Below are 23,119 nucleotides of genomic sequence, written 5' to 3'. Positions count from 1 at the left end.
TGCCCTGCTTCACCATCGCCGCCCGGTATTCGTCCCAGTCGGGGTGCTCACCGGCGATGTTGCGGTAGTACTCGACCAGTGCCTCGACGGAGTCGGGCGAGTCGATGACCTCGGCGGTGCCGTCGACCTGGACCCAGGGCCCGTTCCAGTCGTCGCTCAGCACGAGCACGCTGACCCGCTCGTCCCGCTTGGCGTTGCGCGTCTTGGCCCGCTCCGGGTAGGTGGACACGACGATCCGGCCCGAGTCGTCGACCCCGCAGGTCAGCGGGGAGGCCTGGGGGCTGCCGTCGGCACGCCGGGTGATGAGGATCGCGCGGTGCCGGGGACGTACGAAGTCCAGCAGCTCGTCGAGGGAGACGGACGTGTTGGTCGCGATGTTCGGTGCCATGGGGCCAGCGTAGGCGCGGGGGCGGCGCGGGGGCGGGCGCCGGGGCCGCCCCGGCCGTGCCCACGCCCACGCGCGTACCCCTGCCCGTGCCCGCGCTCCTGCCCGCGCTCACGCCTGCGGCAGCGACTCCCCCTGTACGGCCTGGATGTCCAGTTCGACCTTGAGCGTCGTGCCGATGGCGGCGATGCCCGCCTGGACGACCTGGTTGTAGGTGATGGCGAAGTCCTCGCGGTGCAGGTCGGCCGTCGCGCGGAAGGCCGCCCGGGTGCCGCCCCAGGGATCGGCGCCGGTGCCGAGGTAGGCGAGGTCCAGGTCGACGGGGCGGACGACGCCGCGCAGGGACAGGTCGCCGTGGACGGTCCAGCGGTCGGGGCCCGCGGCCGTCAGGCCGGTCGAGCGGTAGGTGATCTCCGGGTGGGCGTCGGTGTCCAGGAAGTCCGCCGAGCGCAGGTGCGTGTCGCGCACGGCGTTGCCGGTGTCGATGGAGGCGGCGCGGATCACCGCCGCCACCCGCGATTTTCCGACGTCGTCGGGGGCGATCTCGACGGACGCGGTGAAGTCGGTGAACCGGCCGCGCACGCTGGAGATGCCGAGGTGCTGGGCGACCGCGCCGACCGTGGAGTGCGCCGGGTCGACGGTCCACGGGCCGGGCGGCGGCAGTTCGGTGCCGCCCTGCCGGGCCAGCGTGACCGTGCCGACCTCGGCCCGGCCGCTCGCGGTGACCAGCGCGCTCGCGGCGGCCGGCGCGTATCCGACGGCGGTGACGATCACGGTGTACGCCCCCGGCGCCAGCGCGGCCGTGCCGCGTACGGCACCCTCCGCGTCGGCCTCGGCGCGCAGCACCTGCGTGCCCGTCGTGTCCGTCACCGTGACGACCGCGTGCGACACGGCCCATCCGTCCCGGGTGCGGATCCTCGCGGTCAGTCCCATCTCACGCAACTCCTCGAAGAGACCGGCCCGTGGCGGGGAGCTCCCCACCACGGGCCGGTGCCGTGTCGTGCTACTCGCCGGGGTGGGCGAGTGCGATGTCGTGGCCGTCCACGCCGGTGCCGGCGACGGTCAGGGAGGTGGCCACCGGCGGGTAGCCGGTCGCGATGACCGTGTAGTCCCCGCCGTCCAGGTCGGTGAAGGCGTACGCCCCGTCCACACCGGTGGTGGCGGTGCCGACCACGTTGCCCGCCGCGTCGACGAGCGTCACGCGCGCGTCGGCCAGCGGACCGTGCGGCGCCCGGACGACGCCCTGGACCTGCGCCCCCGCGTCGAGGACCAGCTCCACGCGGGTCACCCCGGTCGCGCCGACCTCGACGGGCAGGGCGCGCGGCCGGAACCCGGCGGCGTTGACCGCGACGGTCACGGCACCCGGCACCAGCTCGGCGAAGGAGAACTCGCCCTGCTCACCGGTGGTCGCGGTGGCCAGCAGATCCCCCCGCACGTCGGTGACGACGACCATGGCGTGCCCGACGGGCTCGCCCGTCTCGGCGGCCCGCACGACACCGCCGAGCCCGCTGGTCCCGCTGAGCAGGATGTCGTACGCGACCGGCTCGCCGTTGACGACGATCGTGGACGCCTGCGGCTGGAACCCGTCGGCGGAGGCGATCAGGACGTACGAGCCCGCGCCCGGCGCGTCCAGCCCGTAGGAGCCGTCGGCCTGCGCGACCGAGCGGCCCAGCTGACGGCCCGCGAGGGAGATCAGCGTGACGGCGGCCTGCGGCACGGGCGCGCTCTCGGCACCGCGGACCAGACCGCGGACCGGGATGCCGCCGGAGGAGGCCGCGGGGGCCTCGGTGGTGGTGGCGGTGGTGGCGGCGAGCCGCTGCGTGTCCTCGGGACCGGCCTCGGCGGCGGCACCGGCGAGGGCCTGCTCACCGGCGGGAGCCGGGGCCTCGACGGCGGCCGAGGTCGAGGCCGGGGCCGGGGTCTGGGCCGGGGCGTCCGCGGAGTCCGTCTGCGCCAGCGCGCCCATGGTCCGCAGCGGGACCTCCTTGATGAACAGGGTGATGAGGAAGGCCAGCAGGGCCATGACGGCGGCGATCAGGAAGACGTCCGCGATGCCGTGGCCGTACGCGCTCTCCATGACCGTGCGCAGCGGCAGCGGCAGCTTGTCCATGTCGGGGATGGCGCCCCCGGAGTCCGAGGCGGCGGAGGCGTACTCGGGGCCGAGGTCCGCGATGCCGTCCCGGGCGTAGTCGCCGATGCGGTGGGCCATGACGGCGCCCAGCGCCGAGACGCCCATCGCACCGCCGAGGGAGCGGAAGAAGGTGACCGTGGAGCTGGCCGCGCCGAGGTCGCGCGGGGCGACCTGGTTCTGCGTGGACAGCACCAGGTTCTGCATCATCATGCCGACGCCGAGGCCGAGCAGGGCCATGAAGACGGCGGTCTTCCAGTACGGGGTGTCGTAACGGATGGTGCCCAGCAGGCCGAGGCCCGCCGTGATGAGCACGCCGCCGCCGACCAGCCAGGCCTTCCACTTGCCGGTGCGGGTGATGAGCTGTCCCGACACGGTGGAGGAGACGAAGAGCCCGCCGATCATCGGGATCGTCAGGACACCGGACATGGTCGGCGACTCGTCGCGGGCCAGCTGGAAGTACTGGGCGAAGAAGACCGTGCCGGAGAACATCGCGACGCCGACGAACATCGAGGCGGCGGAGGACAGCGTGATGGTGCGGTTGCGGAAGAGGCGCAGCGGGATGATCGGTTCGGCGGCCCGCGACTCGACGAGCACGAAGATCAGCCCGAGCGCGATCGAGCCCGCGACCATCGTGTACGTCTGCCAGGACAGCCAGTCGTACTTGTCACCGGCGAAGGTGACCCAGACCAGCAGCAGCGAGACCGCGGCCGAGATGAAGAACGCGCCGGCCCAGTCGACCTTGACGTCCCGCTTCACGACGGGCAGGTGCAGGGTCTTCTGCAGCACGATCAGCGCGATCACGGCGAAGGGCACGCCGACGTAGAAGCACCAGCGCCAGCCCAGCCAGCTCGTGTCGGTGATGACACCGCCGAGCAGCGGACCGCCGACGGTGGCGACGGCGAAGGTCGCGCCGAGGTAGCCGGAGTAACGTCCGCGCTCCCGCGGGGAGATCATCGCCGCCATGACGATCTGGGCGAGGGCGGAGAGGCCGCCCACGCCGACGCCCTGCACCACGCGGCAGGCGATCAGCATGCCGGGGTTCTGCGACAGACCGGCGGCGGCCGATCCGAGGACGTAGACGACGAGCGCTATCTGGACGAGCGCCTTCTTGTCGTACAGGTCGGCGAGCTTGCCCCACAGGGGGGTGGTCGCGGTCATCGCCAGCAGGGTGGCGGTGACGACCCAGGTGTAGGCGGACTGGCCGCCGCCGAGGTCGCCGATGATCTCCGGGAGGGCGTTCGAGACGATCGTGGACGACAGGATCGCCACGAACATGCCGAGGAGCAGCCCGGAGAGGGCCTCCATGATCTGCCGGTGGGTCATCGGAGCGTCGCCGGCGGACCCTCCGCCGTGCTTCGCGTGAGCCCGCACACCGGCTGGTGTGGTCGTTGCCATGGACTTCCTTCTCTTACGTCGCTTGTGCGGGTGTACGGGTGGTCCGGTCACGTGACGGTCCACGTGGGTGTTCGCTCTCGGGAACGGGCGGGGGCCGGTGGGGCCGGTGCGGGGTGGACCGGCAGTCGCCGAAGCTGGCGCGCAGCCGGGTCATCAGCCCGATGAGCTGACCGACCTCGTCGTCGGTCCAGTCGCTCAGCCGCTCCGCCAGCAGATCGGTGCTGCGGCGGGTCAGCTCGGCGAGCATCGCGTGGCCCTCGGGGGTGAGGCGCAGGATCCGCGAGCGCTTGTCCGTGGGGTCCGGGGACCGCTCGATCCAGCCTCGTTCGGCGAGGTGCGCGGCGTGCCGGCTGGTCACCGACATGTCGACGGCGAGCAGCTCGGACAGGGCACTCATGCGCAGGTCGCCGTGCCGGTCGAGCAGTGTCAGCACCCCCGCCGAGCCGGGCGAGCAGTCGGGCGGCAGGATCCGTCCGAGGTCCCGCTTCACGGCTCCGACGGCGCTGAGCTGACGCGCCAGCTCCTCGAACTGTGCCTGCCCTGCCATCACACCTCCCGCTTTTGTTGCTTAGGGCAACCATAGAAGCGCTTGGTTGCTACAGGCAAACAAATAGGGGGTGGGTGCCGCAAAAAGTTGGCAAAGACAAGTATTGCCGGAGTAAATGCCCAGGTGGGGGAACCGGCCGGGCGGGAGGGCGGGAGGAGCGGGCCGAATCGGTCGGGCCTGAGCACGCCCCCGCTTGGGACACCCCGGCCGCTTTCGCTAGTGTCTCGGGGCATGGCTAACACGCAGGGCCCCCAGGGCAACCACGACCCCGCCGGCAGCACCCAGATGTTCCGGGCGTTCGTCGACGAGGGCACCCCTCAGGCATCCCGCCAGGCCCCGGCCCCGGCCGGCCCCCGCCTCGGCCTGATCCTGGGCGTCGTCGCGGCGGTGGCGATCGTGGCGGCGGTGGCCTGGCTGGCACTGAAGTAGCGGACAGGACGGCGCGCCCCGACGGTACGGCCCGCTCGGCGGCGCCCGCTCGGGGGCGGCCGTCCCGGGCTTCGTCGCCCGGCCGCCACCCGCACCCCCGGTCGGGCGGCGCGGTCGTTCCCGCACCGGCACGCCCCGTGTCTGCGCAGGCATGCCCGGCGGACCCGCCAGGCGTCCACGCGCACCGTCCAGGTGCCGCGCTCACGGGCTTTCGGGGCGACCGGTGCCGGGAACTCCTCCCTCGGCCCGGTCGACGCCCAGGGCGCCGACGAGGTGTGTCCCCGGGGTGACCGACCCCGAACAGGCCGGTGCGTCGGCCGTGTTGGGGAAGCGGGAGGTGCCTGCCCGCACCACCGGCGGTCCGCGGCGGCGCGTTCGGACTCGCTCGCGGTCGAGGCGGCCGGGCCGCAGTGCCCGCCCGCCGGCAGGACTCCCGCACCTACGACGACGGCCGCCGAAGCGCCCGGTGAGGCGCCCCGGCGGCCCTGTGGCCACGCCGGCCGGCGCACCGCACCGGTGTCACCGGCGGTCCGTCCGGGAACAAGCCCGCGAACGGTGGTGCGGACCCGGCGACGGGCCCGCACCACGGCTCAGTCGGAGATCAGGCCCTCACGGAGCTGGGACAGGGTGCGCGTGAGCAGACGCGAGACGTGCATCTGGGAGATGCCGACCTCCTCGCCGATCTGCGACTGCGTCATGTTGGCGAAGAAGCGCAGCATGATGATCTGCCGCTCACGCGGCGGCAGCTTGGCCAGCAGGGGCTTCAGCGACTCGCGGTACTCCACGCCCTCCAGCGCCGTGTCCTCGTAGCCGAGGCGGTCGGCGAGGGAGCCCTCGCCACCGTCGTCCTCGGGGGCCGGCGAGTCGAGGGAGGAGGCGGTGTACGCGTTGCCGACGGCCAGCCCGTCGACCACGTCCTCCTCGGAGACGCCCAGGACCAGGGCCAGTTCGGCCACCGTCGGCGAGCGGTCCAGCTTCTGGGAGAGCTCGTCGCTGGCCTTGGTGAGGGCCAGCCGCAGCTCCTGGAGGCGGCGCGGGACGCGCACCGACCACGAGGTGTCGCGGAAGAAGCGCTTGATCTCGCCCACGACCGTCGGCATCGCGAAGGTCGGGAACTCGACGCCCCGTTCGCAGTCGAAGCGGTCGATCGCCTTGATCAGGCCGATGGTGCCGACCTGGACGATGTCCTCCATCGGCTCGTTGCGCGAGCGGAAGCGTGCCGCCGCGTACCGCACGAGCGGGAGGTTCAGCTCGATGAGCGTGTCCCGGACGTACGCGCGCTCGGGGCTCTCCTCGTCGAGCGCGGCCAGCCGCAGGAACAGGGAGCGGGACAGGGTGCGGGTGTCGATGGCTCCCGTGGCCGGGAGCGCCGGGACGGGAGCGGCCTCGAGGGCCGTGACGTCGTCGAGCACGTCGGGCTCGACGGGCGTGACGGGCTCGGTGGGCGCGGACTCGCTCTTCGTGAGCATGAGCACCTTCGAGCTGCCCTGGTCTGCGGACATGCCACCCCCTTTGGGTCGCGGGACGGTCGTGGCGAACGCTCCGGATCGAGGAACGCCAGCCTTCACCTGAATACCGGAGCCGAAGCCTCGGCAAACGCGCTTCCGGCAGAATGTCACATGTCGGCAACACGCTGTAGTGACATGTCGACATGTGAGTCTCGAATAGGCCCTGGAAACAGGGGGTGTGACGGTTTATCAGCACGGTTCGGCCGGGAATCGCCCCGCTGGGTGATTCGCCCGTGCCGGTGAGGGATCGCTCCCGCGTTCGGTTGCGGATCTTCACCCCGAAGGACCACGCGTCCCCGTCCGCCAGGGAGTTGCCGCCGCCTGCCGCCTGCCGCCTGCCGCCTGCCGCCTGCCGCCTGCCGCCTGCCGCCTGCCGCCTGCCGCCCGCCGCCCGCCGCCCGCCCGCCGCCGCCCGCCACGGCCTGCCGGGGTGCTGTCGCCGCGGTGGAGGAGCCGTGACCGCCGGGGAGTCGCCGCCGCCCGTCGAAGGGCTGTCGCCGCCCGCGGAGGGCCTGGCGGGGGCCGTCAGGCGTCGATGCGGTTCGCCGACCTCAACCGCTGGAAGCTGCGCGCCAGGAGGCGCGAGACGTGCATCTGGGAGACCCCGAGTTCCGCGCTGATCTGCGACTGGGTCAGATTGCTGTAGTAGCGCAGCAGCAGGATCCGCTGCTCGCGCTCGGGGAGCTGGACCAGGAGGTGGCGGACCAGGTCGCGGTGCTCCACCCCGTCCAGCGCCGGATCCTCGTAACCGAGCCGGTCCAGCAGGCCGGGCAGCCCGTCACCCTCCTGCGCGGCCTCCAGGGAGGTCGCGTGGTACGAGCGGCCGGCCTCGATGCAGGACAGCACCTCGTGCTCGGCGATGCGCAGCCGTTCGGCGATCTCGGCGGTGGTCGGCGTCCGGCCGAAGGCCGTGGTCAGGTCCTCGGTGGCGCTGTTGACCTGCACCCACAACTCGTGGAGCCGGCGCGGGACATGGACGGTGCGCACGTTGTCGCGGAAGTACCGTTTGATCTCGCCCACGACCGTCGGCATCGCGAAGGTCGGGAACTGCACGCCCCGGTCGGGGTCGAAGCGGTCGATGGCGTTGATCAGGCCGATGGTGCCGACCTGGACGACGTCCTCCATGGGCTCGTTGCGGGAGCGGAAGCGGCCGGCGGCGTAGCGTACGAGCGGGAGGTTGGCCTCGATGAGCGCCCCGCGCACGCGGTCGTGCTCCGGGGTGCCCGGTCGCAGGTTCTTCAGCTGGGCGAAGAGGACCTGGGTCAGCGCCCGGGTGTCCGCGCCGCGGCGCCGTTCGGGCGTCGGGGCGGGTGCCTCCTCCTGAGGCGGCGCAGTACTGGCCGACACGGTCAACGCCACCTCTTCGTCAGATCAACATCGGTCAACTCATCCATCAAAAGCGGTCATAGCATCACAAGACATGTGCAGTGTGTGCAAGTACCCCATAAGACCGTGTTGAGGGAGAAGTTGGGTGCAGGACGCGCGAAAGCCCCCCGCCGTTCCGGCGGAGGGCTCAGTGCGGCACGGTCCGGTCCGCGCGCCGGGGGGCGGGGGCGCGAAGGCGGGTGCGAGGCGTCAGGTGCGAAACATCGGGCGCGAAGTCGGTGCGAAGTCGGCCGCCCGGTCGGGCCGCGGCGTCAGAACGCGTAGTCGGCGACCACCCAGGTGGCGAACTCGCGCCAGAGGGCCACGCCCGCCTGGTGCGCCGGGTGCTCGAGGTACCGCTTCAGGGCTTCCGCGTCCTCGACCGCCGAGTTGATCGCGAAGTCGTAGGCGATGGGCCGGTCGCTGATGTTCCAGCCCAGTTCCCAGAAGCGCAGCTCCTCGATCTGTCCGCCCAGGGCGCGGAAGGCCGCTTCGCCCTCCACCACCCGGGGGTCGTCGCGGGTGACGCCTTCGTCGAGCTTGAAGAGGACCAGATGGCGGATCAAGGGCACTCCCGGTGAGTACGGCTGCCGGCTGCTACTTCGCTCCGTCGGCGAGCCAGGTGAAGAAGTCGCCGATGGCGCTGGCCGCGTCCGATATGCCCTCGAAGGCTATCTGGACGTAGTCCGCCGCCTTCTCCGGGTCCGTGATGATCACGTAGAGCACGAAGACCACGATCACGTAGACGGCGATCTTCTTGGCGTTCACCGCCACCGCGGCCTCCCTCTGAGTGCTGCCCCTGGGGCCCCCTGCTGCCGGCCGCGAGTGTAACCCTCACATCGTTTCTTCCGACCAACGCCACGACGGGCAGGGCGTTTCACGGGGACACCGTGCCCACCGCACAGCAGAACACCCCCTGACCCGTGTCGCCACGGTTCAGGGGGTGTCATCAGCGGTAGCGGAGGGATTTGAACCCTCGGTGACTTGCGCCACACTCGCTTTCGAGGTCTGTTCGTGCTGGTCACGGCGTGAACCGCACCCGTTCAACCTCGTTCATTCCCGTCCGGCCGCTCGAAGCGTGAACCGCTGTGGACGGCTCCGGACGGGGTTGAATGAGACGGAAACTGAGACGGAGTGAGACGGGCGTCCGCCGCACTGACCAGCCCTGTCACCACTGGCAGAAGGCTACGGCGGCATCGTCGCCGGATTTGTAGCGCGGCCACCGTCGCCCTGTGGGGTCGGTGGCTTCGGCCTTTCGCACGGTGGCGATCAGCTCTTGCGGGCCGCCGGTGCGGAGCGTTGTGAAGACTTCGGACCACGTGGCCATGCCGTACTCGGTGACCAGCCGCGACGCGCCGTCGGAGAGCACCGCCGCGGCCCGCACGTCCTCGGCGGGAGTGCTGCCGACGACGGCGTGAGCGGCAGCTTCCGCGTCCGATGCGGCGACCCAATAACCGGTGGGTGTGTTGCGGGTCTGGCGTTGCTCGGTGACGAGCCGGCGGAGCGCTTCCCGATGCTCCACCGTGTTCGTCTCGTACTGCTCGACTTCCGCCCGCAACTCGGGAAGGACGCCGTCCACCCGCAGGTCGGTGTGCACGGTGCAGCCGCCGGCGCCTTCCAGCACGATGGGCGAGTCCGCCAGGACCAGGTGGTCAAGGAAGCCGGGGCGCTCCCGAAGAATCGCCACCGTCGCCGAAGGCGTTCCGGGGTTGCCGAGGTCGCACTCAGGGTGCAGCGTGGCCACTCGTTCGAGGGCGCTCGCCAGCCCTGCCGTGAGCGACGTGTCCGGGTCTGCGAGCGCGCCCACAAGCTGACTGCCCAAGTGCGTCACGTACCAGGGCACGCCGTGGCGGCATCCGGTGTCCAGGCCCGCCGTGCTGAGTCCGTCCAGCACGACGGCGAGCGTTGGCGTACCGGCCACCCAGTCTTCATTGGGAGCGGCTCCACCGGGTTGGGTGTCAATGGCGACGCGCATTCTCAGCCCTCGTGTCGGTACAGCGGAGTGACGCGTCGACTCTCCAGCACTTCGAGCGTCTTCGGGTCGTAACGGCACGAAATCAGGGTGGAGAAGCGACGCGTGCGAACCTCTCGGTAAAGCTCTGCCAGGTTGTTCTCCAGGAAGTGAACGACCCCGTTCGCGCCGATCGCGTGGATACCGGCGACATAGAGGAACGTCCCCTTCCCGTCCAGACGGGGAAGCCGCCCCAAGTACCCGACATCGCCGGCCGACCCGTCTTCGTCCTGCGGTGACCGGTACTTCTTCCCGGCCACCTGGTCCACCAGGTGCCACGTGCTGTCTTTGGCAAACCGAAGGTTGTCGTCACCTTCGAGCACCTGCGCCACGATCGGGGAGAGGCGCGGGCCGCAGATCACGACGTGGTTGTCCCGATTGAGGTTCACGATTCCGGTGGGCGGAATCACCTCGTACTGCGTGTCGAGCTTCATCCCGCCCAGCAGCTTGCGCAGGTGCTCGAAGTTGTTGAGGTCCTCTCGGGTGACCACTTCGCTGGGGTTCTGATCGGGCCCCTTACCCGCTTCGTACTTGCCTCCGAGTGACACGGTGACCAGGTCCGTGCCGAAGAACGCGCGCTCTGGCGGTGGGCCGGCGGACGCGAGCTGCCCCACGCGCCCCCGGCTGACACCAAGTCGCTTCGCAATCTCGGCCTGAGTCATGCCCGCTGCCTGAGCCTCTTCGATCGCTTCCCGGCGGACGCGCGACAGCTCGTTCACGTGGCTCTGATACCGCGCCATCAGGTCGATTGCGGCTTTGGCGCGGTCAACGGGGTCCGTGATCCCAAAGACCTTCTCCATGTCGTTCTGCACGTCTCTCCCAACGTCGCCTAGGGGGGCTATCGAACTCTACCGCGAGAGGGGGTTGCGTACAGCTTCGAGTTTGCCTACCGTACCTATCAAGCGAGACGGCAACCCCCCCTAAGCAAGCGGGAGGAATGTGCTGTCGCCGCTGTTTCACCTGCACGTATGCATGGGGCGGAGGACGCTGCAAGACCGCCCGTCAAGGCCAGAAATCAGGGCTTCGGCCTGACTGGCGAGGTGGCCCGGTGACCGCGAGCAACGGCCGGAGGGTGGGGACGTGGTCCCCCTTGCAGTGCTGTTTCCGTGCCCCTTCGACCTGGGAGTTCCGATGCTTCGACGAACCCTGTGGGCGCCGCCGTGATGGACCGGCCGGCGGCGCCCGTACGCGACCCCGGCCCGTGAGCTGTGCATCCGCTCGCGGCCGATCCGGTCCGCCCTTCTTCCTGCCATCGCAGCGGCTAGCGCTGCGGCCGGTTGCCTCCCCCGCCCGTCCGGCAGCGCTTCGTGCGCTGGCCGTACGGGCGGGGCGGCGGGGAGCCGGAACCTTCTGTCTCCAACGGCGCGCGGCCCCGGTGTTCGAGCACCGGGGCCGCTGTTCGGGCCGTTCACCCCTGTGAGAGGAACACGACCCAATGAGTCACATCGTGACTGTTCAGGACGCTGTTACCGCGTTCGCCGACTTCATGGAGCCGACGGCCGCGGAGCTGGACGCGATCGAGCGAGAGATGCCCGCGATCCTCGCGGACGTCGACCTGATCGACGCGCAGATCATCACGCTGGACCGCATGCCGAGCGAGGTGGACGCCCGCCGTATCCGCCGGGCCCGCCGCCGGGTGTTGGCCGCGCGGCGGGACCTGGCCAACCAGGGCGGTACCGACGCTCCGGTGGTGGCGTGATGGCGGGGGAGTTCACGGCGCAGATGTCCGTGTACAAGGGACGCTGGCGCCTGTACATCGTCCTGTTGGACGGTCTCACCTGCCCGTGGCCGGAGTACAGCTTTGACCGGGTCGCTCCGGTGCCGACGTTCACGGAGCGCGTGGACGCGCTCAGCGTGCTGGGCTTCGAGCCGGTGCCGGGCGCTGAGTGGCGGTGGACCGAGGACAGCGAGGACCCCGACGATCCCGCCTCTGCGGTGATGCTGATCGCCGCCGTTCAGGTGCGTTCATGGACGGGGGCGGGCGCGTGAACGGCGATCCGATCCGTTCGGCGGAACGCGCGCTGTCGGTCGGCACGTGGCTGATCGTGGCCGGCGCGATGCTGTACTCGATCCTGACCGTGACCCCGCTCGCCGCGGCGCACACCCCGGATGAGTGGGACTGGACGGCGCCGATTCTGCCCTTGGTGGTGGATGCGGCCGTGGTCATCGTGGTCCGCCTCGATGCGGTCCTGGCCCGCCTTGGCGGGCACGGTGGGTGGTGGCCGCTGGTGCTGCGGTGGATGACCGGCTGTATGACGCTGGCGCTGAACGTCGCCGATTCCGCGCTGGCCGGCGACCTGGTGGGCGTGGCCGTGCATGCGGTGGCGCCGCTGCTGCTGATCGTCACCGCGGAGACCGGTCTGGCCTACCGGCGCGCCATCACCGCCGCCGTCACCGCGCGGGAAGCCCAGCAGCGGGCCGACCGCGAGGCGGCCGAGCAGGCGGCCCGGGAGCGGGCCGAAGCCGCCCGCCGACAGGCCCGCGAGGAGCGCGAGCACGCCGCCGCGTTGGCGCGTGAGCAGCGTGAACACGAAGCCGCTCTGGCCCGCGAGCAGGCCGAGCGGGAGGAGCGTGCCCGCCGTGAGGAGCGCGAGCGGGAGGCCGTCCGCGAGGCTGCCGAGCGGGAGATGCGGGAACGCCGTGAACGCGAGCGTGAACAGCGTGAGCGCGACCGTGAGCGCGCCGAGCGGGAAGCGGCCGAGCGTGAACGCCGTGAACGGTTCGAGCGAGAGGCGCGGGCCGAGCGTGAACGCGCCGCCCTGCTGGCCGCCGGCCCGGCCGTCGAGAAGTTCCCCGAGGACCGGGCCCGCCAGACGGTGCGGGCCGCGTTCGAGGCCGGGTTGCCGGTGCGCGCCGCGGCGGAGCTGTGTGGCTGGTCGGTGGGGTGGGTCTCCGCCCGCTATGCCGAGCACCGCGGCGCGGATGCCGGCGGTGCTGAACTGGCGCTCGTGAGCCGCTGATGGGTGCCTTACCGGTCTACCCCTGGCGGCTCGCGCCGGAAGGGTTGGCCACCCGTCGTCAGCTGCGCGCGATGGACCTGCGGCCGGGCGGGCAGGACGTGGCGGCGCAGATCGAGCGCTCGCGCCGTCGGCGCCCGCCGCTGGTCGCCTACCTCTACCGCGTCGACGACGCGAAGCCGGTCCGGCCGATGACCCCGGCCCGATGGGCGGCCCTGGCCAAGGCCAACGCCGCCCGCCGCATGTGCCCGCAGTGCCGCCGGGATGCCGGCTACGTCATCCCCGCGGAGCTGGGCGCGTGCGTGCCCTGCGCCTACCCCGACGACGAACAGCGTGCCGCCTGACGTCCCCTCTTCGCCTTCCTGAACAGGAGTGTTCCTGTGTCCAGTCGTACCCGTGCCCGCGGTGCCAAGACGGCCGCCGGTGTCCACACCGTCCGCATCCCCCGCCAGCGGGGCCGCCGCGGCGCCGACCCGTTCGTGGTCGTCGTCCCCGAGCGGCCGTCCCTCACCCGCGAGGCACTCGGCTTCCTGGGCGGGCTGCTGTGGCGCTCGCGTCACGCCCTCGCCCCCACCGGTCTGGCCGTCCTGGCCCTGGTCGTCGCCGCGCTGCTGCACGTCATGGCCTGGTGGTCCGGGCTGATCCTCGCCCCCACCGCCGCCGGCCCGCTGGCCTGGCTGCTGGTCATGCAGCGCCGTCGCCCCGCCACCGGTGCCGTTCTCGCCTGGCGCATCGGCCTGGCCGCGCTGCTGGCCTCCGCGCTGGCCTGGCTCGCCGTCGCGGCCGGCTGCGGGCCGCTCGCGGGCGCGCTGGAGCTGTGGTGGCTGCTCACCCTGATCGCCGCTCAGTCCGCCTGGCTCGTCGTCCGCCGCACCCACTGACCTCAAGGGAGATCCTCAGATGGCAGCTTCCACCCGTACCGGCGGCACGAACGGCGCCGCCAACAGCAAGGGCAACAAGTTCGCCAACGCCGGCGCCGCCGCGGGCGGCTTCGTCGGCGCGTTGGGCGGCTCGTTCGTCCCGCCGGTCAACGTGACCGTGAACAACACCAAGACCACAACCCGCGGCGGCGGCAACGGCGGCTCGCACGCCGAATCGCTGCTGCCCGCGCCGGAGTTCGGATCCCCGGCGCAGGTGCGCAACTACTGCAACACCCTGCGGGCCGCGGCCGTGACGCTCTCGATCGAGGTGGCGATGGGGGCGGAGATCCTCAAGGGCGTGCTGGCCGCAGTGCCGGACCCGGAAGGTCGGGCATTCGGCTCCCGCATCCGCGCGCAGAAGGTCACCCGCAAGATGCAGCGCGCCGCGGACGACCTGCGCGACGCCGCGAAGAACGCCGCCGCCTGCTACTCGGTGTTCCAGCAGGAGTTCGAGGAGGAGATCAACCGAGTCCGCCACCGCGCCCGACGCCCGCAGCAGCCGGTCATGAACTGGACCCAGCAGTAGAGGAGGCTGCCCGATGACACGCAACAACGGCCGCCGCGCACGGCACACCGACTACCCCAACGACGGCATGACCGTGCCCTACGCCGGCGCGGGCTGGCTGCCCGGTGAAGGGGGCGGGGGCAGCAGCGTCCGCGGCTACCTGCTGCACCGCGCCAAGCCGCACCTGCCGCCGTGGCTCGCGGTCGGCGCGACCGGCCTGGCCGGTGCGCTCGGCAACTGGCGGTGGGGCGACAGCGCCGCCGCCGGCGTCGGCCTCACCCTCGCCTCCGTCGCCCTGACCGGCGTCACCTGGTGGGCGGGCAAGTCCACCAGCGCTCAGCGCCGCCTGCACTCCGCGATCACCGTGGCCGCCGGCTCCGGCTGGCTCACGGCCGCCTGCCTGGCCGGACCGACCGCCGGTCCGATCGATGACCTGTTCCTGATGGGCGGGCCGGTCGTGGCCCTGTCGTGGAACGTGCGCATGGTGCTGCGCCACAACACCGACCCCTCCGGCGAGAGCGGCGACAAGGGCCTGTTGGAGAAGATCGGAATGGCCCGGGCGCAGCTCGGTGCGGCGAAGGTGGAGCCCAACCGGGTCACCGCCCCGGTGGCGCTCGCACCGGGCGAGCAGACCAACGACGACATGGCCAAAGCCCTGGGCAACCTCGCCTCCGCCTTGGACCTGCCGACGTCTGCCGTGCGCTATCTCCCCGATCCCGACTCCAACCGGCGCGGGGACCTGGTCATCGTCCCCGAGGACATGCTGGCCGATGTGGTCGAGTGGGAAGGCCCCTCCAAGTTGGGGGATTCGATCGCGGAGCCGCTGGTCATCGGCCGCTACGACGACGGTGCCCCGCTGGTCATGTGGCTGCCCGGCGACCCCGAGACCGGCCGCAACTCCACCCATGTCCTGACTGCCGGCATGTCCGGGTCGGGTAAGGGCGATGCTGCCCTGAACCTGCTGACGGAGATCCTTTCCCGGCGGGACGTGATCGTGTGGTTCTCCGACCCCAAGGCCTTTCAGGATTTCGCGCCCCTGCGGGGCGGTCTGGACTGGTCTGCGGAGGGCGGCACACAGACGGAGGTCATGGTGGCCGCCGTCCAGGAGGTCATCCCCGCCCGCACCCGCTGGCTCGGCGCCCACGGCTACCGCCAGTGGGTACCGGCCGCTGCGGAGCGGCAGAACAGCCCGGAGCACACCTGCCGGCCGGACGGCCAGCCGTGCGGCTGCCCCGGTATGCCGTTCCTGGTCACCTGGTTCGAGGAAGCCGCCAACACTCTGCGCGCGCTGGGCGACGACGCGTTCACCGGCATCGCACAGGAGGCCCGGTCCGCGGGAATCTCGCTGATCGTGTCGCTTCAGCGCCCGTCCTTCGACCAGATGTCGACCTCCACCCGCGCGTCGCTGCCGTCCGTGATCGCGCTCGGCTGTGACCGGCGCGACGAGGGATTCTCACTGCCGGACGACGTGCTGGCCGCGGGCGCCCACCCGGGCGCCTGGGGCAACCGGCGGCCCGGATACTGCTACGTCGTCTCCCCGGGCATCCCCGAGGACCGCTACCCCTCCCCGGGCCGCACCCGCCGCTTCACCCACCGGGCCGTGCCCGTCATGGAGCTGCTCGCCACCTGGGCCCAGCGCAACGGCGCCACTGCCGACCCCGTTACCGCCGGCGCCGCGGCGGCCGTCGCCGGCAACGCCTACACCGGTCGCACCGCACCCGCCACCGCCGGCCCGGCTCCCGCGCCGCGGCTGTCCGTCGTGCACGACGAAGGGGACGACATGCAGCAGCACCCCGGCCGGCACGTCGACCCCGAGGACGCCGGCATCGACCCCGAAGCCGAGCTTCCCGACGCGCAGGACGGCGACGACGAACCGATCTTCGGGCAGGAAGCCGGCCGCAAGCCTTCCCCCGAGGAAGCCCGGGAGCTGTTCGCCCGCGCGCTGGAGGAGTTCGAGGAAGCCGGACAGATGATCGTCGGTCCGAAGGACTTCATGGACTGGTGCGAGCGGCACCAGCTCTCCCGCCCGTGGGTGTCCGCGCGGCTCAAGGAAGCCGCCGTGGAAGGCCGTCTGGAGCCGACGAACGCCACCGGCCGGTGGCGGATCGTCCCCATCCTGACGGCCGCCTGACACCTGACACCGTCACGGCCGCCTGACACCCAAACCCCTAGGCACACGCGCTGTCACGCACTCCTGACCCCACCCCGTGACACCCGTCTGACACCTACCCCGTGCGCCCGTGCCCGCTCTCGCGGGGGCGGACGCGCGGCTCACCCCAGGGAGCCCTGATGACCCACCACGACCCGCCGGGGACCATCGCCCCGCACATCCCCGCCGACACCTACCGCCACGCACAGGCCACCGGCGCCCCGGTCGTCATCGTCGTCCACCACACCGACCCGACCGGCCGTCCGCTGCGGCACTACCTCTTCCCGCTCGCCGTCGCCGGCGCCGGCGTGATCGGCGTCTTCGGACTCGTCGCCGCGTTCCTCGCGCTGCTCGACTTCGCCGCCCACACCGCCACCGTCATCGCCGGTGCCACCGGCCCCATCGGCATCGGCGGCATCACCCTCCGACTCTTCCGCGGCAAGCACACCTAGCTACGCCAAGGGCGGCCCCCATCGTCTCGCCAAAGCCGCGGGGCCGCCCTTGTCCAACCAGCCCACTACAGACCTGTTGGAGGTCATCCAGCATGACGCAACCCACCCGCATTGGGCGAGTGCCCGGCTCGCCGCCGACGATCGTCGCCCTGTGCGCCGGCTACGGCGGCCTGGAGGCCGCGATCCGGGCCCGCATCGGTGGCCGGGTCGCCGCGTTCGCCGAGAACGACCCGCACGCCGCGACCGTGTTCACCCACCGCCACCCCGGCGTGCCCAACCTCGGCGACATCCGCACCGTCGACTGGAGCCTGGTCCGGGACGTGTTCCGGCCGGACGTGATCGGCGCCGGTTTCCCCTGCCGCAACACCTCCAACGCTGGACGAAGGGACGGGATCAATGGCCAGTGGTCGCGAGTCTGGAAGAACGTCGCTGAGGCTGTGGGCCACCTTCGACCGCGTCTCGTCTTCCTGGAAAACGTGGCGGCGCTCCGCTCGCGGGGGCTGGACGTCGTCGCCGCGGACCTGGCCGCGATCCGGTATGACCTCCGGTGGACATGCGTACGCGCTGGTGACCCCGAAACCGGCGCCCCGCACGAACGCGACCGCTGGTTCGCAGTTGCCCATCCCGCTGATGCCGACCCCCACCAGCTCGGACGGCACTGGCGGCCCCGGCACCAGCCCGAAACGACGGGGCGGGATGAACCTGCGCACCGCCGTCACCAAACTCCCGCCACCCCCACAGCCGTGAGCTTGCTGCCCACCCCGGCGGCCCGCGACTGGAAGTCCGGCGCGTCCAACCTGCTCGACAGGAACGCCCGGCCGCTCAACGAGGTGGCCGTGAACCTGCTTGCCGACGTCGACACCACCCCCACCGGGCCGGTCCCGCTGGACCAACGATGGATCGCCGCCGACGGCACCGACTACGGGCCCGCCGTCCGCCGGTGGGAGCGCATCACCGGACGGCCGGCGCCGTGCCCGACCGAACCGGGCACCCGCGGCAACCGGCGCCTGTCCCCACTGTTCACCGAATGGATGATGGGCCTGCCCGAAGGATGGGTCACCGCCGTCCCCGACATCCCCCGCAAGGAACAACTCAAGATCCTCGGCAACGGCGTCGTGCCCCGCCAGGCCCACCACGCCTATGGACTGCTGCTCGGTACTGCTGCGGCCAGGCCCGCATGGGGGGTGGCGGCGTGAGCGAGCACCTGTTGCGCGCGGCCCTGGCCGCCGCCGACCGCGGTTGGCACGTCTTTCCCCTGCGCCCCGGCACCAAGCGGCCCGCCCTGCACGGCGAGACCGCGTGCCCCGGCACCGGCCCCTGCGCGAGCGGCCACGCGAAGTGGGAGGAGCGCGCCACCACCGATCCGGACCGCATCCGGGCCACCTGGGCGCACGGCGCGTACAACGTCGGCATCGCCACCGGCCCCTCCCGCCTCCTGGTTATCGACCTCGACGTACCGAAAGAAAAGGGCAGTTCGGACGCGCCTTGCGGCGCGGCAACCTTCGCAGCGCTCTGCGAGCGCGCCGGCCACGCCGTCCCGGCCACCTACCGGGTGCGGACCGCGAGCGGCGGGGAACACCTGTACTTCACTGCGCCCGACGGGGCCCGGCTGGGCAACACGGCGGGCACCGTGGCCGCTTCCGTGGACACCCGTGCGGCCGGTGGCTACGTCGTCGCCGCTGGCAGCATCGTTCCCGGCGGCCGGTACGAGGTTGAGGGCGGGACCGCTGCAGTGTCGCTGCCGGGGTGGCTGCTGGCGCTGCTGCGGCCGGCCCCCGTCGCGCCCGCGGTGCCGCTCCGACTGCCCGCGGTCGACGGGAGCCGCGCGGCACTGGCCGCGCTGGAGGCCGAATGCGCCGTGGTCGTCGGCGCGCCGGACGGGTTGCGCAACGTCACGCTGAACCGCTGCGCCTTCAAGGTGGGTCGGTTCGTCGCATGGGGCGACCTCCCCCGACACGTGGCAGAGGACGCCTTCCAAGCGGCGGGAGAGGCGCGGGGACTCACCGCGGCGGAGTGCCGCGCCACGATCCGCAGCGCTCTGGACAGCTCCGTCCGCAAAGCCCGCCCCCGGGAGACGGCATGAGCACCTCTGCCCGCCCCCGCTTGGAAGGCCAACCCACCCCCGCCACCGGCCCGCACGCCGCACGACCGGCCGCGCCCGGGCCGACCGTGGGCGAGCCGCAAGGCGCCGCCCGCAAGGGCGTCGTAACTGCTCTCCGCCCTGGCCCGCGCCCGGCCGACGACCCGACGCCGGACCGGCCCGGCATCCGTATCTACGCCCCACCGCTCTACCGCCACCCCAACGACGGCGCCCGCTGGTCCAAGCGTCTCGGTGCCACCCCCACCGCGGCCTACGCCTGCCTCTGCGGCGAAATTCGCACCGCCCGTGGCCAGGACGCCGTGGCCGCCCTGGCTACGGCCTACGCCGCCCACAAGCACGCCTGCACGGGGATGCCCGCCCCGGACACCGAAAGCAGGAACGCAGCATGACCGACACCACACCCGCCGCGCCCATCGACGGCGCCGCGCTGCTGGACGAAGTGGAGCACTTCCACCGCCGCTTCAACGTCTTCCCCACCGAAGCCGCGTTCGTCGCCGTCACCCTGTGGGACGCGCACGCCCACCTGCTCGACGCATTCGACTCCACCCCCCGCCTGGCCTTCCTCTCGCCCGAACCGGGGTCGGGGAAGTCCCGGGCCCTGGAAGTGGTCGAAACCCTCGTACCGCGCTCCATGGCTGCGGTCGACGCCTCCGCCTCCGCCCTGTTCCGGTCCGTCTCTGGAATCGACGGCGGCCGGCCGACGATCCTCTTCGACGAGATCGACACCATTTTCGGGCCGAAAGCCGGAGACAACGAGCAACTCCGCGGGTTCATCAACGCCGGCCACACTCGCGGACGGGTGATGTACCGGTGCGTCGGAGACGGCTCCAACCAGCAGGTACAGGGCTTCCCCTCGTACTGCGCCGTTGCCGTCGCCGGACTCGGCTCCCTCCCGGACACGATCATGACCCGGTCCGTCATCGTCCGCATGCGCCGCCGGGCCCGCAACGAGAAGGTCGAGCAGTTCCGCACCCGCATCCACGTACGGGAGGGCAATCAGCTCCGGGACCGGCTCGCCAAGTGGGCCGAAAGCGTGCAGGAGCAAGTCACCGACGCCTTCCCCGAGATGCCCGACGGAGTGGCCGACCGGCCCGCGGATGTATGGGAACCCTTGCTCGCCGTTGCGGACGCCGCCGGGGGCGACTGGCCCGAGCGGGCCCGCGAGGCATGCAGCGTGATGGTCAAAGCCTCCCAAGCCAACGACAAAGGCAGCATCGGTATCCGGCTGCTCACCGACCTGCGCGACCACGTCATGATCGGCATCGATCGACTCCCCACCGTCGCCGTTCTCGACCGGCTCAACGCTCTCGACGACGCCCCGTGGGCCGACTTCAACGGTAAGCCGCTCGACTCCCGTCGGCTGTCCAAGATGCTCAGCGAATACGTCACCGTCGACGGCGACCCGGTCACCAGCCGCAACATCAAGACCGGCGGGGGCGTCCTCAAGGGCTATTACGCCAGCGATCTCTACGACGCCTGGCAGCGCTACTGCCCCCCACCCCCGGAAAGTCCGCTACCTCCGCTACCTGGCACCGAAAACACGGTCTGACCAGCAACAACGAGGTAGCGGCAAACGTCACCGCGAGCCGCTACCCCAACGCTACCCATCCGCTACCGCTACCCCTTCCCGCTACCTCGATCAGGCCCCTGACCTGTGAGGTAGCGGAAGTAGCGGAAGTAGCGGCCCTCAGAGGTACCCCGAAGGATCGCCCCAGAGGAGTCCCAACGTGAGCATCGCCATCGTGGACACCGCCCCGCTTGCGGACGTCAACGGCCCGGCCCCCGTTCTCCTGACCGTCGAAGAGGCCGCCCACTGCCTCCGGATCGGTCGGACTACCTGCTTCGCGCTCATCCGTACCGGTGAGCTGGAGTCTCTGATGGTCGGGGGGCTTCGGCGCGTTCCCGCCGACGCGCCGGCCGCCTACCTCGCCCGCCGTCGCGCTGAGCAGCAGGTGGCCTGACCCGTTCCACTCGCCGGAGCGCTGCCTAGCCATGGGCAGCGCTCCGGCCGTTTCCACCCCGCCTCTACCTCTCAAGGAGTCCGCCTGTGGCGGAAGACAAGAAGCGCACCCGACAGCCCAACGGCCGCAGTTCCATCTACCAGGGCAGCGACGGCAAGTGGCACGGCCGCGTGACCGTCGGCATCCGCGACGATGGCAAGCCGGACCGCCGCCACGTCGAGCGGAAGACCCGCGCCGAGGTGACCGCCGCCGTCCGCGAGTTGGAGCGGGAGCGCGACGCGAAGACCATCCGGAAGGCGGGCCGCCCCTGGACCGTCAAGACGTGGCTGACCCACTGGGTCGAGAACATCGCCCCGCTGGCCGTCAATGAGAACACGATGGTCGGGTACGGCGTCGCCGTTCGAAAGCACCTAATCCCCGCCCTCGGGACCCACCGGCTGGACAAGCTCAAGCCGGAGTACATCGAGAACTTCTACGGGCGCATGGTGGCCGACGGCCGTAAGGCGGGCACGATCCACCAGATTCACCGCACCTTCCGTACCGCGCTGAACGAGGCCGTACGGCGCAGCCACCTCGCCCGAAACCCCGTCCAACTCGCCAAGGCGCCCCGCCTCAGCGAAGAGGAGATCGAGCCGTACACCGTGGAAGAGGTCCAGCGGCTGCTCCGGGCGGCCGACGACCGCCGGAACTCCGCCCGGTGGGCCGTCGCGCTCGCCCTCGGACTCCGACAGGGCGAGGCACTTGGCCTCAAGTGGGCGGACGTCGACCTTGACCGGGGTGTCCTGATGGTCCGGCGGAGCCGCCGCCGGCCGCGCTACGCCCACGGCTGCGGGGACACCTGCGGCAGGAAGGCCGGGTACTGCCCGCAGCGTCAGCGAACCAACCCGGAGACGGCCGATACGAAGTCTCGCGCCGGACGGCGAGCCGTGGGGCTGCCCTCACAGCTCGTAGACCTGCTGCGCACTCATCAGGTCAAGCAACAAGCCGAACGCGCGGCGGCCGGCGCCGACTGGACGGACGAAGGATGGCTCTTCGCTACGCCGACCGGGCGAGGCACATCACCCCGGACGGACTACGACGACTGGAAGCAGTTGCTTGACGACGCGAAAGTCCGCGACGGCCGACTGCACGACGCCCGACACACCGCCGCTACGGTTCTGCTGATCCTCGGAGTCTCGGAGCGGGCCGTCATGGGGCTCATGGGCTGGTCCACCACGGCCATGGCCGCGCGGTACCAACACATGGTCGACTCCGTCCGCAGTGAAGTCGCTCGACAGGTCGACGGGCTCATCTGGAATCCAGACGTAGTCGGGTCGAACGAAGATGACGACGGCTTCGCCGGGTCATGCCCTCCGGTCGATTAAGCCACGTGTGACGGGAGCGGTCCGTTAAAGACCGCTCCCGTCACACGTGGCTTCCTGATTACGAACGGAATCAGGAAGCCCTTGACTGCTCCTCGGCCGTGCTCGCGAGTACTGTCCCAGAGGGCCCGGCGATCATTGCCTGCACAAGCAGGCTTAGGACCTCCGCGCGCTTCTCGTCACTCAAACCCGCGTCGGCCATCAGCCGCTCGGCTGCCAGATATCGGGAAAATTCAAGAGGTTGGTCGAAGTAGGCGCGCAGGTGCCCTGCGGCAGCCTCCTGTGACCTGATGAACGTTCGGCTGATGTAACCAGCCAACACAGCAGAGACCGCCCCGAGCCCTCCTGCGACGACGGTGCCCGCTGTTGTGCTGGCATTGAAAGCGACGATGACAAACGCGATGAGCAGGGTGAATCCGAGCCCCATAGCGATCTGAGCGTTACGGAACGACTGCCTCGCCTGCCCTAGGGCAATACCGTGGTAGTGATCAAGGCGACGGTGCGTCACCTTCCACAACTCCGACAGGGTGAGACGAATCTGCGACTCGTCGGGTACTGGATCCTCCCGAGGTCCGGGTGGTGCGTCGCGAGTTATGAGGACTCTCCCGGCGCCTCTGCGGGTGACGTAGTCACCCCGCAGCGCGTTTTCCAACCCCTGCTCGGCTTCGCGTACCCGAGCGCGAGAGGCCTCTTGCGCCGACTCTTCGTTACGCCAGACAAAGGACCTGAAGACGGCGTATAAGCCGCACACCCCCGCCATAAGGGCAAAAGCATCTAGTGAGCCCCTGAAGAACCAGAACCCCGAAGTCAGCCCGAGGAGCAGAGTCATAAACGAGATCCACAGGAGGGCTACCTTCCTGCGGTTGGGCGCCTCAGGAGGCTCACTGTTCGACATGGTTGCTCAGCATGGGCGAGCAGCCACGGCCGCGTCCACTCCGCTCG

26 protein-coding genes are annotated in these 23,119 nt (G+C 71.1%); 15 read left to right on the top strand and 11 right to left on the bottom strand.

Annotated elements, in window-relative coordinates; all coding sequences use genetic code 11:
• The 4 genes from ACH4N1_RS04680 to ACH4N1_RS04665 all read right to left on the bottom strand — a co-directional run.
• A partial coding sequence (locus ACH4N1_RS04680) for a PPOX class F420-dependent oxidoreductase (protein WP_398094511.1) occupies window positions 1-388 on the bottom strand: 388 nt, incomplete at its 3' end.
• A gap of 108 nt (window positions 389-496) precedes the next feature.
• Complete coding sequence (locus ACH4N1_RS04675) at window positions 497-1,318, bottom strand: YceI family protein (RefSeq protein WP_398094510.1); 822 nt, start codon at window positions 1,316-1,318, stop codon at window positions 497-499.
• Window positions 1,319-1,388: 70 nt separating this feature from the next.
• Window positions 1,389-3,911, bottom strand: coding sequence for an MFS transporter (locus tag ACH4N1_RS04670; RefSeq protein WP_398094509.1), 2,523 nt, complete (start codon window positions 3,909-3,911; stop codon window positions 1,389-1,391).
• A 13-nt stretch (window positions 3,912-3,924) separates the two neighbouring features.
• Complete coding sequence (locus tag ACH4N1_RS04665) at window positions 3,925-4,458, bottom strand: MarR family winged helix-turn-helix transcriptional regulator (protein WP_398094507.1); 534 nt, start codon at window positions 4,456-4,458, stop codon at window positions 3,925-3,927.
• Window positions 4,459-4,689: 231 nt separating this feature from the next.
• Here ACH4N1_RS04665 and ACH4N1_RS04660 point away from each other — a divergent pair, with 231 nt between their 5' ends.
• Window positions 4,690-4,887, top strand: a complete 198-nt coding sequence (locus ACH4N1_RS04660; protein ID WP_382782565.1) for a hypothetical protein — start codon at window positions 4,690-4,692, stop codon at window positions 4,885-4,887.
• Window positions 4,888-5,477: 590 nt separating this feature from the next.
• On the opposite strand, the gene ACH4N1_RS04655 is transcribed toward ACH4N1_RS04660, so the two are convergent.
• The 6 genes from ACH4N1_RS04655 to ACH4N1_RS04630 all read right to left on the bottom strand — a co-directional run bounded on the left by ACH4N1_RS04655 (window position 5,478) and on the right by ACH4N1_RS04630 (window position 10,583).
• Entirely contained in the window at window positions 5,478-6,389 is a 912-nt protein-coding gene (locus ACH4N1_RS04655) for an RNA polymerase sigma factor SigF (protein WP_363090864.1), read from the bottom strand.
• Window positions 6,390-6,920: 531 nt separating this feature from the next.
• Window positions 6,921-7,748 carry an RNA polymerase sigma factor SigF gene (locus ACH4N1_RS04650; RefSeq protein ID WP_363090905.1) on the bottom strand — a complete coding sequence of 276 codons (828 nt, stop codon included), beginning with the start codon at window positions 7,746-7,748 and terminating at the stop codon, window positions 6,921-6,923.
• Between the two features lie 284 nt (window positions 7,749-8,032).
• Window positions 8,033-8,326, bottom strand: a complete 294-nt coding sequence (locus tag ACH4N1_RS04645; RefSeq protein WP_398094506.1) for a Dabb family protein — start codon at window positions 8,324-8,326, stop codon at window positions 8,033-8,035.
• 31 nt (window positions 8,327-8,357) lie between these two features.
• A complete protein-coding gene (locus ACH4N1_RS04640; protein WP_363090862.1) occupies window positions 8,358-8,534 on the bottom strand; it encodes a hypothetical protein in 177 nt (58 codons plus the stop codon).
• Window positions 8,535-8,928: 394 nt separating this feature from the next.
• Window positions 8,929-9,735: a hypothetical protein gene (locus ACH4N1_RS04635; protein ID WP_398094505.1), complete on the bottom strand. Its 807-nt coding sequence runs from the start codon at window positions 9,733-9,735 to the stop codon at window positions 8,929-8,931.
• A gap of 2 nt (window positions 9,736-9,737) precedes the next feature.
• Window positions 9,738-10,583 (bottom strand): sigma factor-like helix-turn-helix DNA-binding protein, encoded by an 846-nt coding sequence (locus ACH4N1_RS04630; RefSeq protein ID WP_398094503.1) that lies wholly within the window; start codon window positions 10,581-10,583, stop codon window positions 9,738-9,740.
• A gap of 623 nt (window positions 10,584-11,206) precedes the next feature.
• Between ACH4N1_RS04630 and ACH4N1_RS04625 the strand changes: the two genes are divergently transcribed.
• The 14 genes from ACH4N1_RS04625 to ACH4N1_RS04560 all read left to right on the top strand — a co-directional run bounded on the left by ACH4N1_RS04625 (window position 11,207) and on the right by ACH4N1_RS04560 (window position 22,180).
• Window positions 11,207-11,470, top strand: coding sequence for a DUF6284 family protein (locus ACH4N1_RS04625; protein WP_398094502.1), 264 nt, complete (start codon window positions 11,207-11,209; stop codon window positions 11,468-11,470).
• Window positions 11,470-11,760, top strand: coding sequence for a DUF6303 family protein (locus ACH4N1_RS04620; protein WP_398094501.1), 291 nt, complete (start codon window positions 11,470-11,472; stop codon window positions 11,758-11,760). Before ACH4N1_RS04625 ends, ACH4N1_RS04620 begins: the two co-directional genes overlap by 1 nt.
• Window positions 11,757-12,731, top strand: coding sequence for a DUF2637 domain-containing protein (locus tag ACH4N1_RS04615; RefSeq protein WP_398094499.1), 975 nt, complete (start codon window positions 11,757-11,759; stop codon window positions 12,729-12,731). The genes ACH4N1_RS04620 and ACH4N1_RS04615 overlap by 4 nt, the downstream gene beginning before the upstream one ends.
• The gene (locus ACH4N1_RS04610; protein ID WP_398094498.1) at window positions 12,731-13,072 is read left to right on the top strand and encodes an RRQRL motif-containing zinc-binding protein; all 342 of its coding nucleotides are present in this window, start codon (window positions 12,731-12,733) and stop codon (window positions 13,070-13,072) included. The genes ACH4N1_RS04615 and ACH4N1_RS04610 overlap by 1 nt, the downstream gene beginning before the upstream one ends.
• 36 nt (window positions 13,073-13,108) lie before the next feature.
• A complete protein-coding gene (locus ACH4N1_RS04605) occupies window positions 13,109-13,609 on the top strand; it encodes a hypothetical protein (RefSeq protein WP_398094497.1) in 501 nt (166 codons plus the stop codon).
• Window positions 13,610-13,628: 19 nt separating this feature from the next.
• Window positions 13,629-14,174: a plasmid transfer protein TraA gene (traA, locus tag ACH4N1_RS04600; RefSeq protein ID WP_398094496.1), complete on the top strand. Its 546-nt coding sequence runs from the start codon at window positions 13,629-13,631 to the stop codon at window positions 14,172-14,174.
• Between the two features lie 67 nt (window positions 14,175-14,241).
• Complete coding sequence (traB, locus tag ACH4N1_RS04595) at window positions 14,242-16,284, top strand: plasmid transfer protein TraB (RefSeq protein ID WP_398095226.1); 2,043 nt, start codon at window positions 14,242-14,244, stop codon at window positions 16,282-16,284.
• A 158-nt stretch (window positions 16,285-16,442) separates the two neighbouring features.
• The gene (locus ACH4N1_RS04590) at window positions 16,443-16,754 is read left to right on the top strand and encodes a hypothetical protein (RefSeq protein WP_398094495.1); all 312 of its coding nucleotides are present in this window, start codon (window positions 16,443-16,445) and stop codon (window positions 16,752-16,754) included.
• A gap of 92 nt (window positions 16,755-16,846) precedes the next feature.
• Window positions 16,847-17,950 (top strand): DNA cytosine methyltransferase, encoded by a 1,104-nt coding sequence (locus ACH4N1_RS04585; RefSeq protein ID WP_398094493.1) that lies wholly within the window; start codon window positions 16,847-16,849, stop codon window positions 17,948-17,950.
• Window positions 17,947-18,837, top strand: coding sequence for a bifunctional DNA primase/polymerase (locus ACH4N1_RS04580; protein WP_398094492.1), 891 nt, complete (start codon window positions 17,947-17,949; stop codon window positions 18,835-18,837). Before ACH4N1_RS04585 ends, ACH4N1_RS04580 begins: the two co-directional genes overlap by 4 nt.
• A complete protein-coding gene (locus ACH4N1_RS04575; protein ID WP_398094491.1) occupies window positions 18,834-19,244 on the top strand; it encodes a hypothetical protein in 411 nt (136 codons plus the stop codon). The genes ACH4N1_RS04580 and ACH4N1_RS04575 overlap by 4 nt, the downstream gene beginning before the upstream one ends.
• A complete protein-coding gene (locus ACH4N1_RS04570; protein ID WP_398094489.1) occupies window positions 19,241-20,404 on the top strand; it encodes a DUF3631 domain-containing protein in 1,164 nt (387 codons plus the stop codon). Before ACH4N1_RS04575 ends, ACH4N1_RS04570 begins: the two co-directional genes overlap by 4 nt.
• Window positions 20,405-20,582: 178 nt before the next feature.
• Window positions 20,583-20,816 carry a helix-turn-helix domain-containing protein gene (locus ACH4N1_RS04565; RefSeq protein WP_398094488.1) on the top strand — a complete coding sequence of 78 codons (234 nt, stop codon included), beginning with the start codon at window positions 20,583-20,585 and terminating at the stop codon, window positions 20,814-20,816.
• A gap of 86 nt (window positions 20,817-20,902) precedes the next feature.
• Window positions 20,903-22,180 (top strand): tyrosine-type recombinase/integrase, encoded by a 1,278-nt coding sequence (locus ACH4N1_RS04560; protein ID WP_398094486.1) that lies wholly within the window; start codon window positions 20,903-20,905, stop codon window positions 22,178-22,180.
• 70 nt (window positions 22,181-22,250) lie between these two features.
• On the opposite strand, the gene ACH4N1_RS04555 is transcribed toward ACH4N1_RS04560, so the two are convergent.
• Window positions 22,251-23,072 (bottom strand): hypothetical protein, encoded by an 822-nt coding sequence (locus ACH4N1_RS04555; protein WP_398094484.1) that lies wholly within the window; start codon window positions 23,070-23,072, stop codon window positions 22,251-22,253.
• Between the last annotated feature and the right edge of the window lie 47 nt (window positions 23,073-23,119).

The organism is Streptomyces sp. NPDC017202, assembly GCF_044331705.1.
Lineage (GTDB): Bacteria > Actinomycetota > Actinomycetes > Streptomycetales > Streptomycetaceae > Streptomyces.
The sequence above is the reverse complement of the archived record's forward strand: the minus strand, read 5'-3'. Positions and strand labels throughout refer to the sequence as shown.

Excerpts from the sequence above, each read along its gene's own strand:
- ACH4N1_RS04620 (WP_398094501.1), top strand. The coding sequence starts at position 11,470 with ATGGCGGGGGAGTTCACGGCGCAGATGTCCGTGTACAAGGGACGCTGG.
- ACH4N1_RS04665 (WP_398094507.1), bottom strand. The coding sequence starts at position 4,458 with ATGGCAGGGCAGGCACAGTTCGAGGAGCTGGCGCGTCAGCTCAGCGCC.
- ACH4N1_RS04625 (WP_398094502.1), top strand. The coding sequence starts at position 11,207 with ATGAGTCACATCGTGACTGTTCAGGACGCTGTTACCGCGTTCGCCGAC.
- ACH4N1_RS04555 (WP_398094484.1), bottom strand. The coding sequence starts at position 23,072 with ATGTCGAACAGTGAGCCTCCTGAGGCGCCCAACCGCAGGAAGGTAGCC.
- traA (WP_398094496.1), top strand. The coding sequence starts at position 13,629 with ATGGCAGCTTCCACCCGTACCGGCGGCACGAACGGCGCCGCCAACAGC.
- ACH4N1_RS04610 (WP_398094498.1), top strand. The coding sequence starts at position 12,731 with ATGGGTGCCTTACCGGTCTACCCCTGGCGGCTCGCGCCGGAAGGGTTG.
- ACH4N1_RS04590 (WP_398094495.1), top strand. The coding sequence starts at position 16,443 with ATGACCCACCACGACCCGCCGGGGACCATCGCCCCGCACATCCCCGCC.
- traB (WP_398095226.1), top strand. The coding sequence starts at position 14,242 with ATGACCGTGCCCTACGCCGGCGCGGGCTGGCTGCCCGGTGAAGGGGGC.
- ACH4N1_RS04660 (WP_382782565.1), top strand. The coding sequence starts at position 4,690 with ATGGCTAACACGCAGGGCCCCCAGGGCAACCACGACCCCGCCGGCAGC.
- ACH4N1_RS04570 (WP_398094489.1), top strand. The coding sequence starts at position 19,241 with ATGACCGACACCACACCCGCCGCGCCCATCGACGGCGCCGCGCTGCTG.
- ACH4N1_RS04655 (WP_363090864.1), bottom strand. The coding sequence starts at position 6,389 with ATGTCCGCAGACCAGGGCAGCTCGAAGGTGCTCATGCTCACGAAGAGC.
- ACH4N1_RS04585 (WP_398094493.1), top strand. The coding sequence starts at position 16,847 with ATGACGCAACCCACCCGCATTGGGCGAGTGCCCGGCTCGCCGCCGACG.
- ACH4N1_RS04635 (WP_398094505.1), bottom strand. The coding sequence starts at position 9,735 with ATGCGCGTCGCCATTGACACCCAACCCGGTGGAGCCGCTCCCAATGAA.
- ACH4N1_RS04670 (WP_398094509.1), bottom strand. The coding sequence starts at position 3,911 with ATGGCAACGACCACACCAGCCGGTGTGCGGGCTCACGCGAAGCACGGC.
- ACH4N1_RS04575 (WP_398094491.1), top strand. The coding sequence starts at position 18,834 with ATGAGCACCTCTGCCCGCCCCCGCTTGGAAGGCCAACCCACCCCCGCC.
- ACH4N1_RS04675 (WP_398094510.1), bottom strand. The coding sequence starts at position 1,318 with ATGGGACTGACCGCGAGGATCCGCACCCGGGACGGATGGGCCGTGTCG.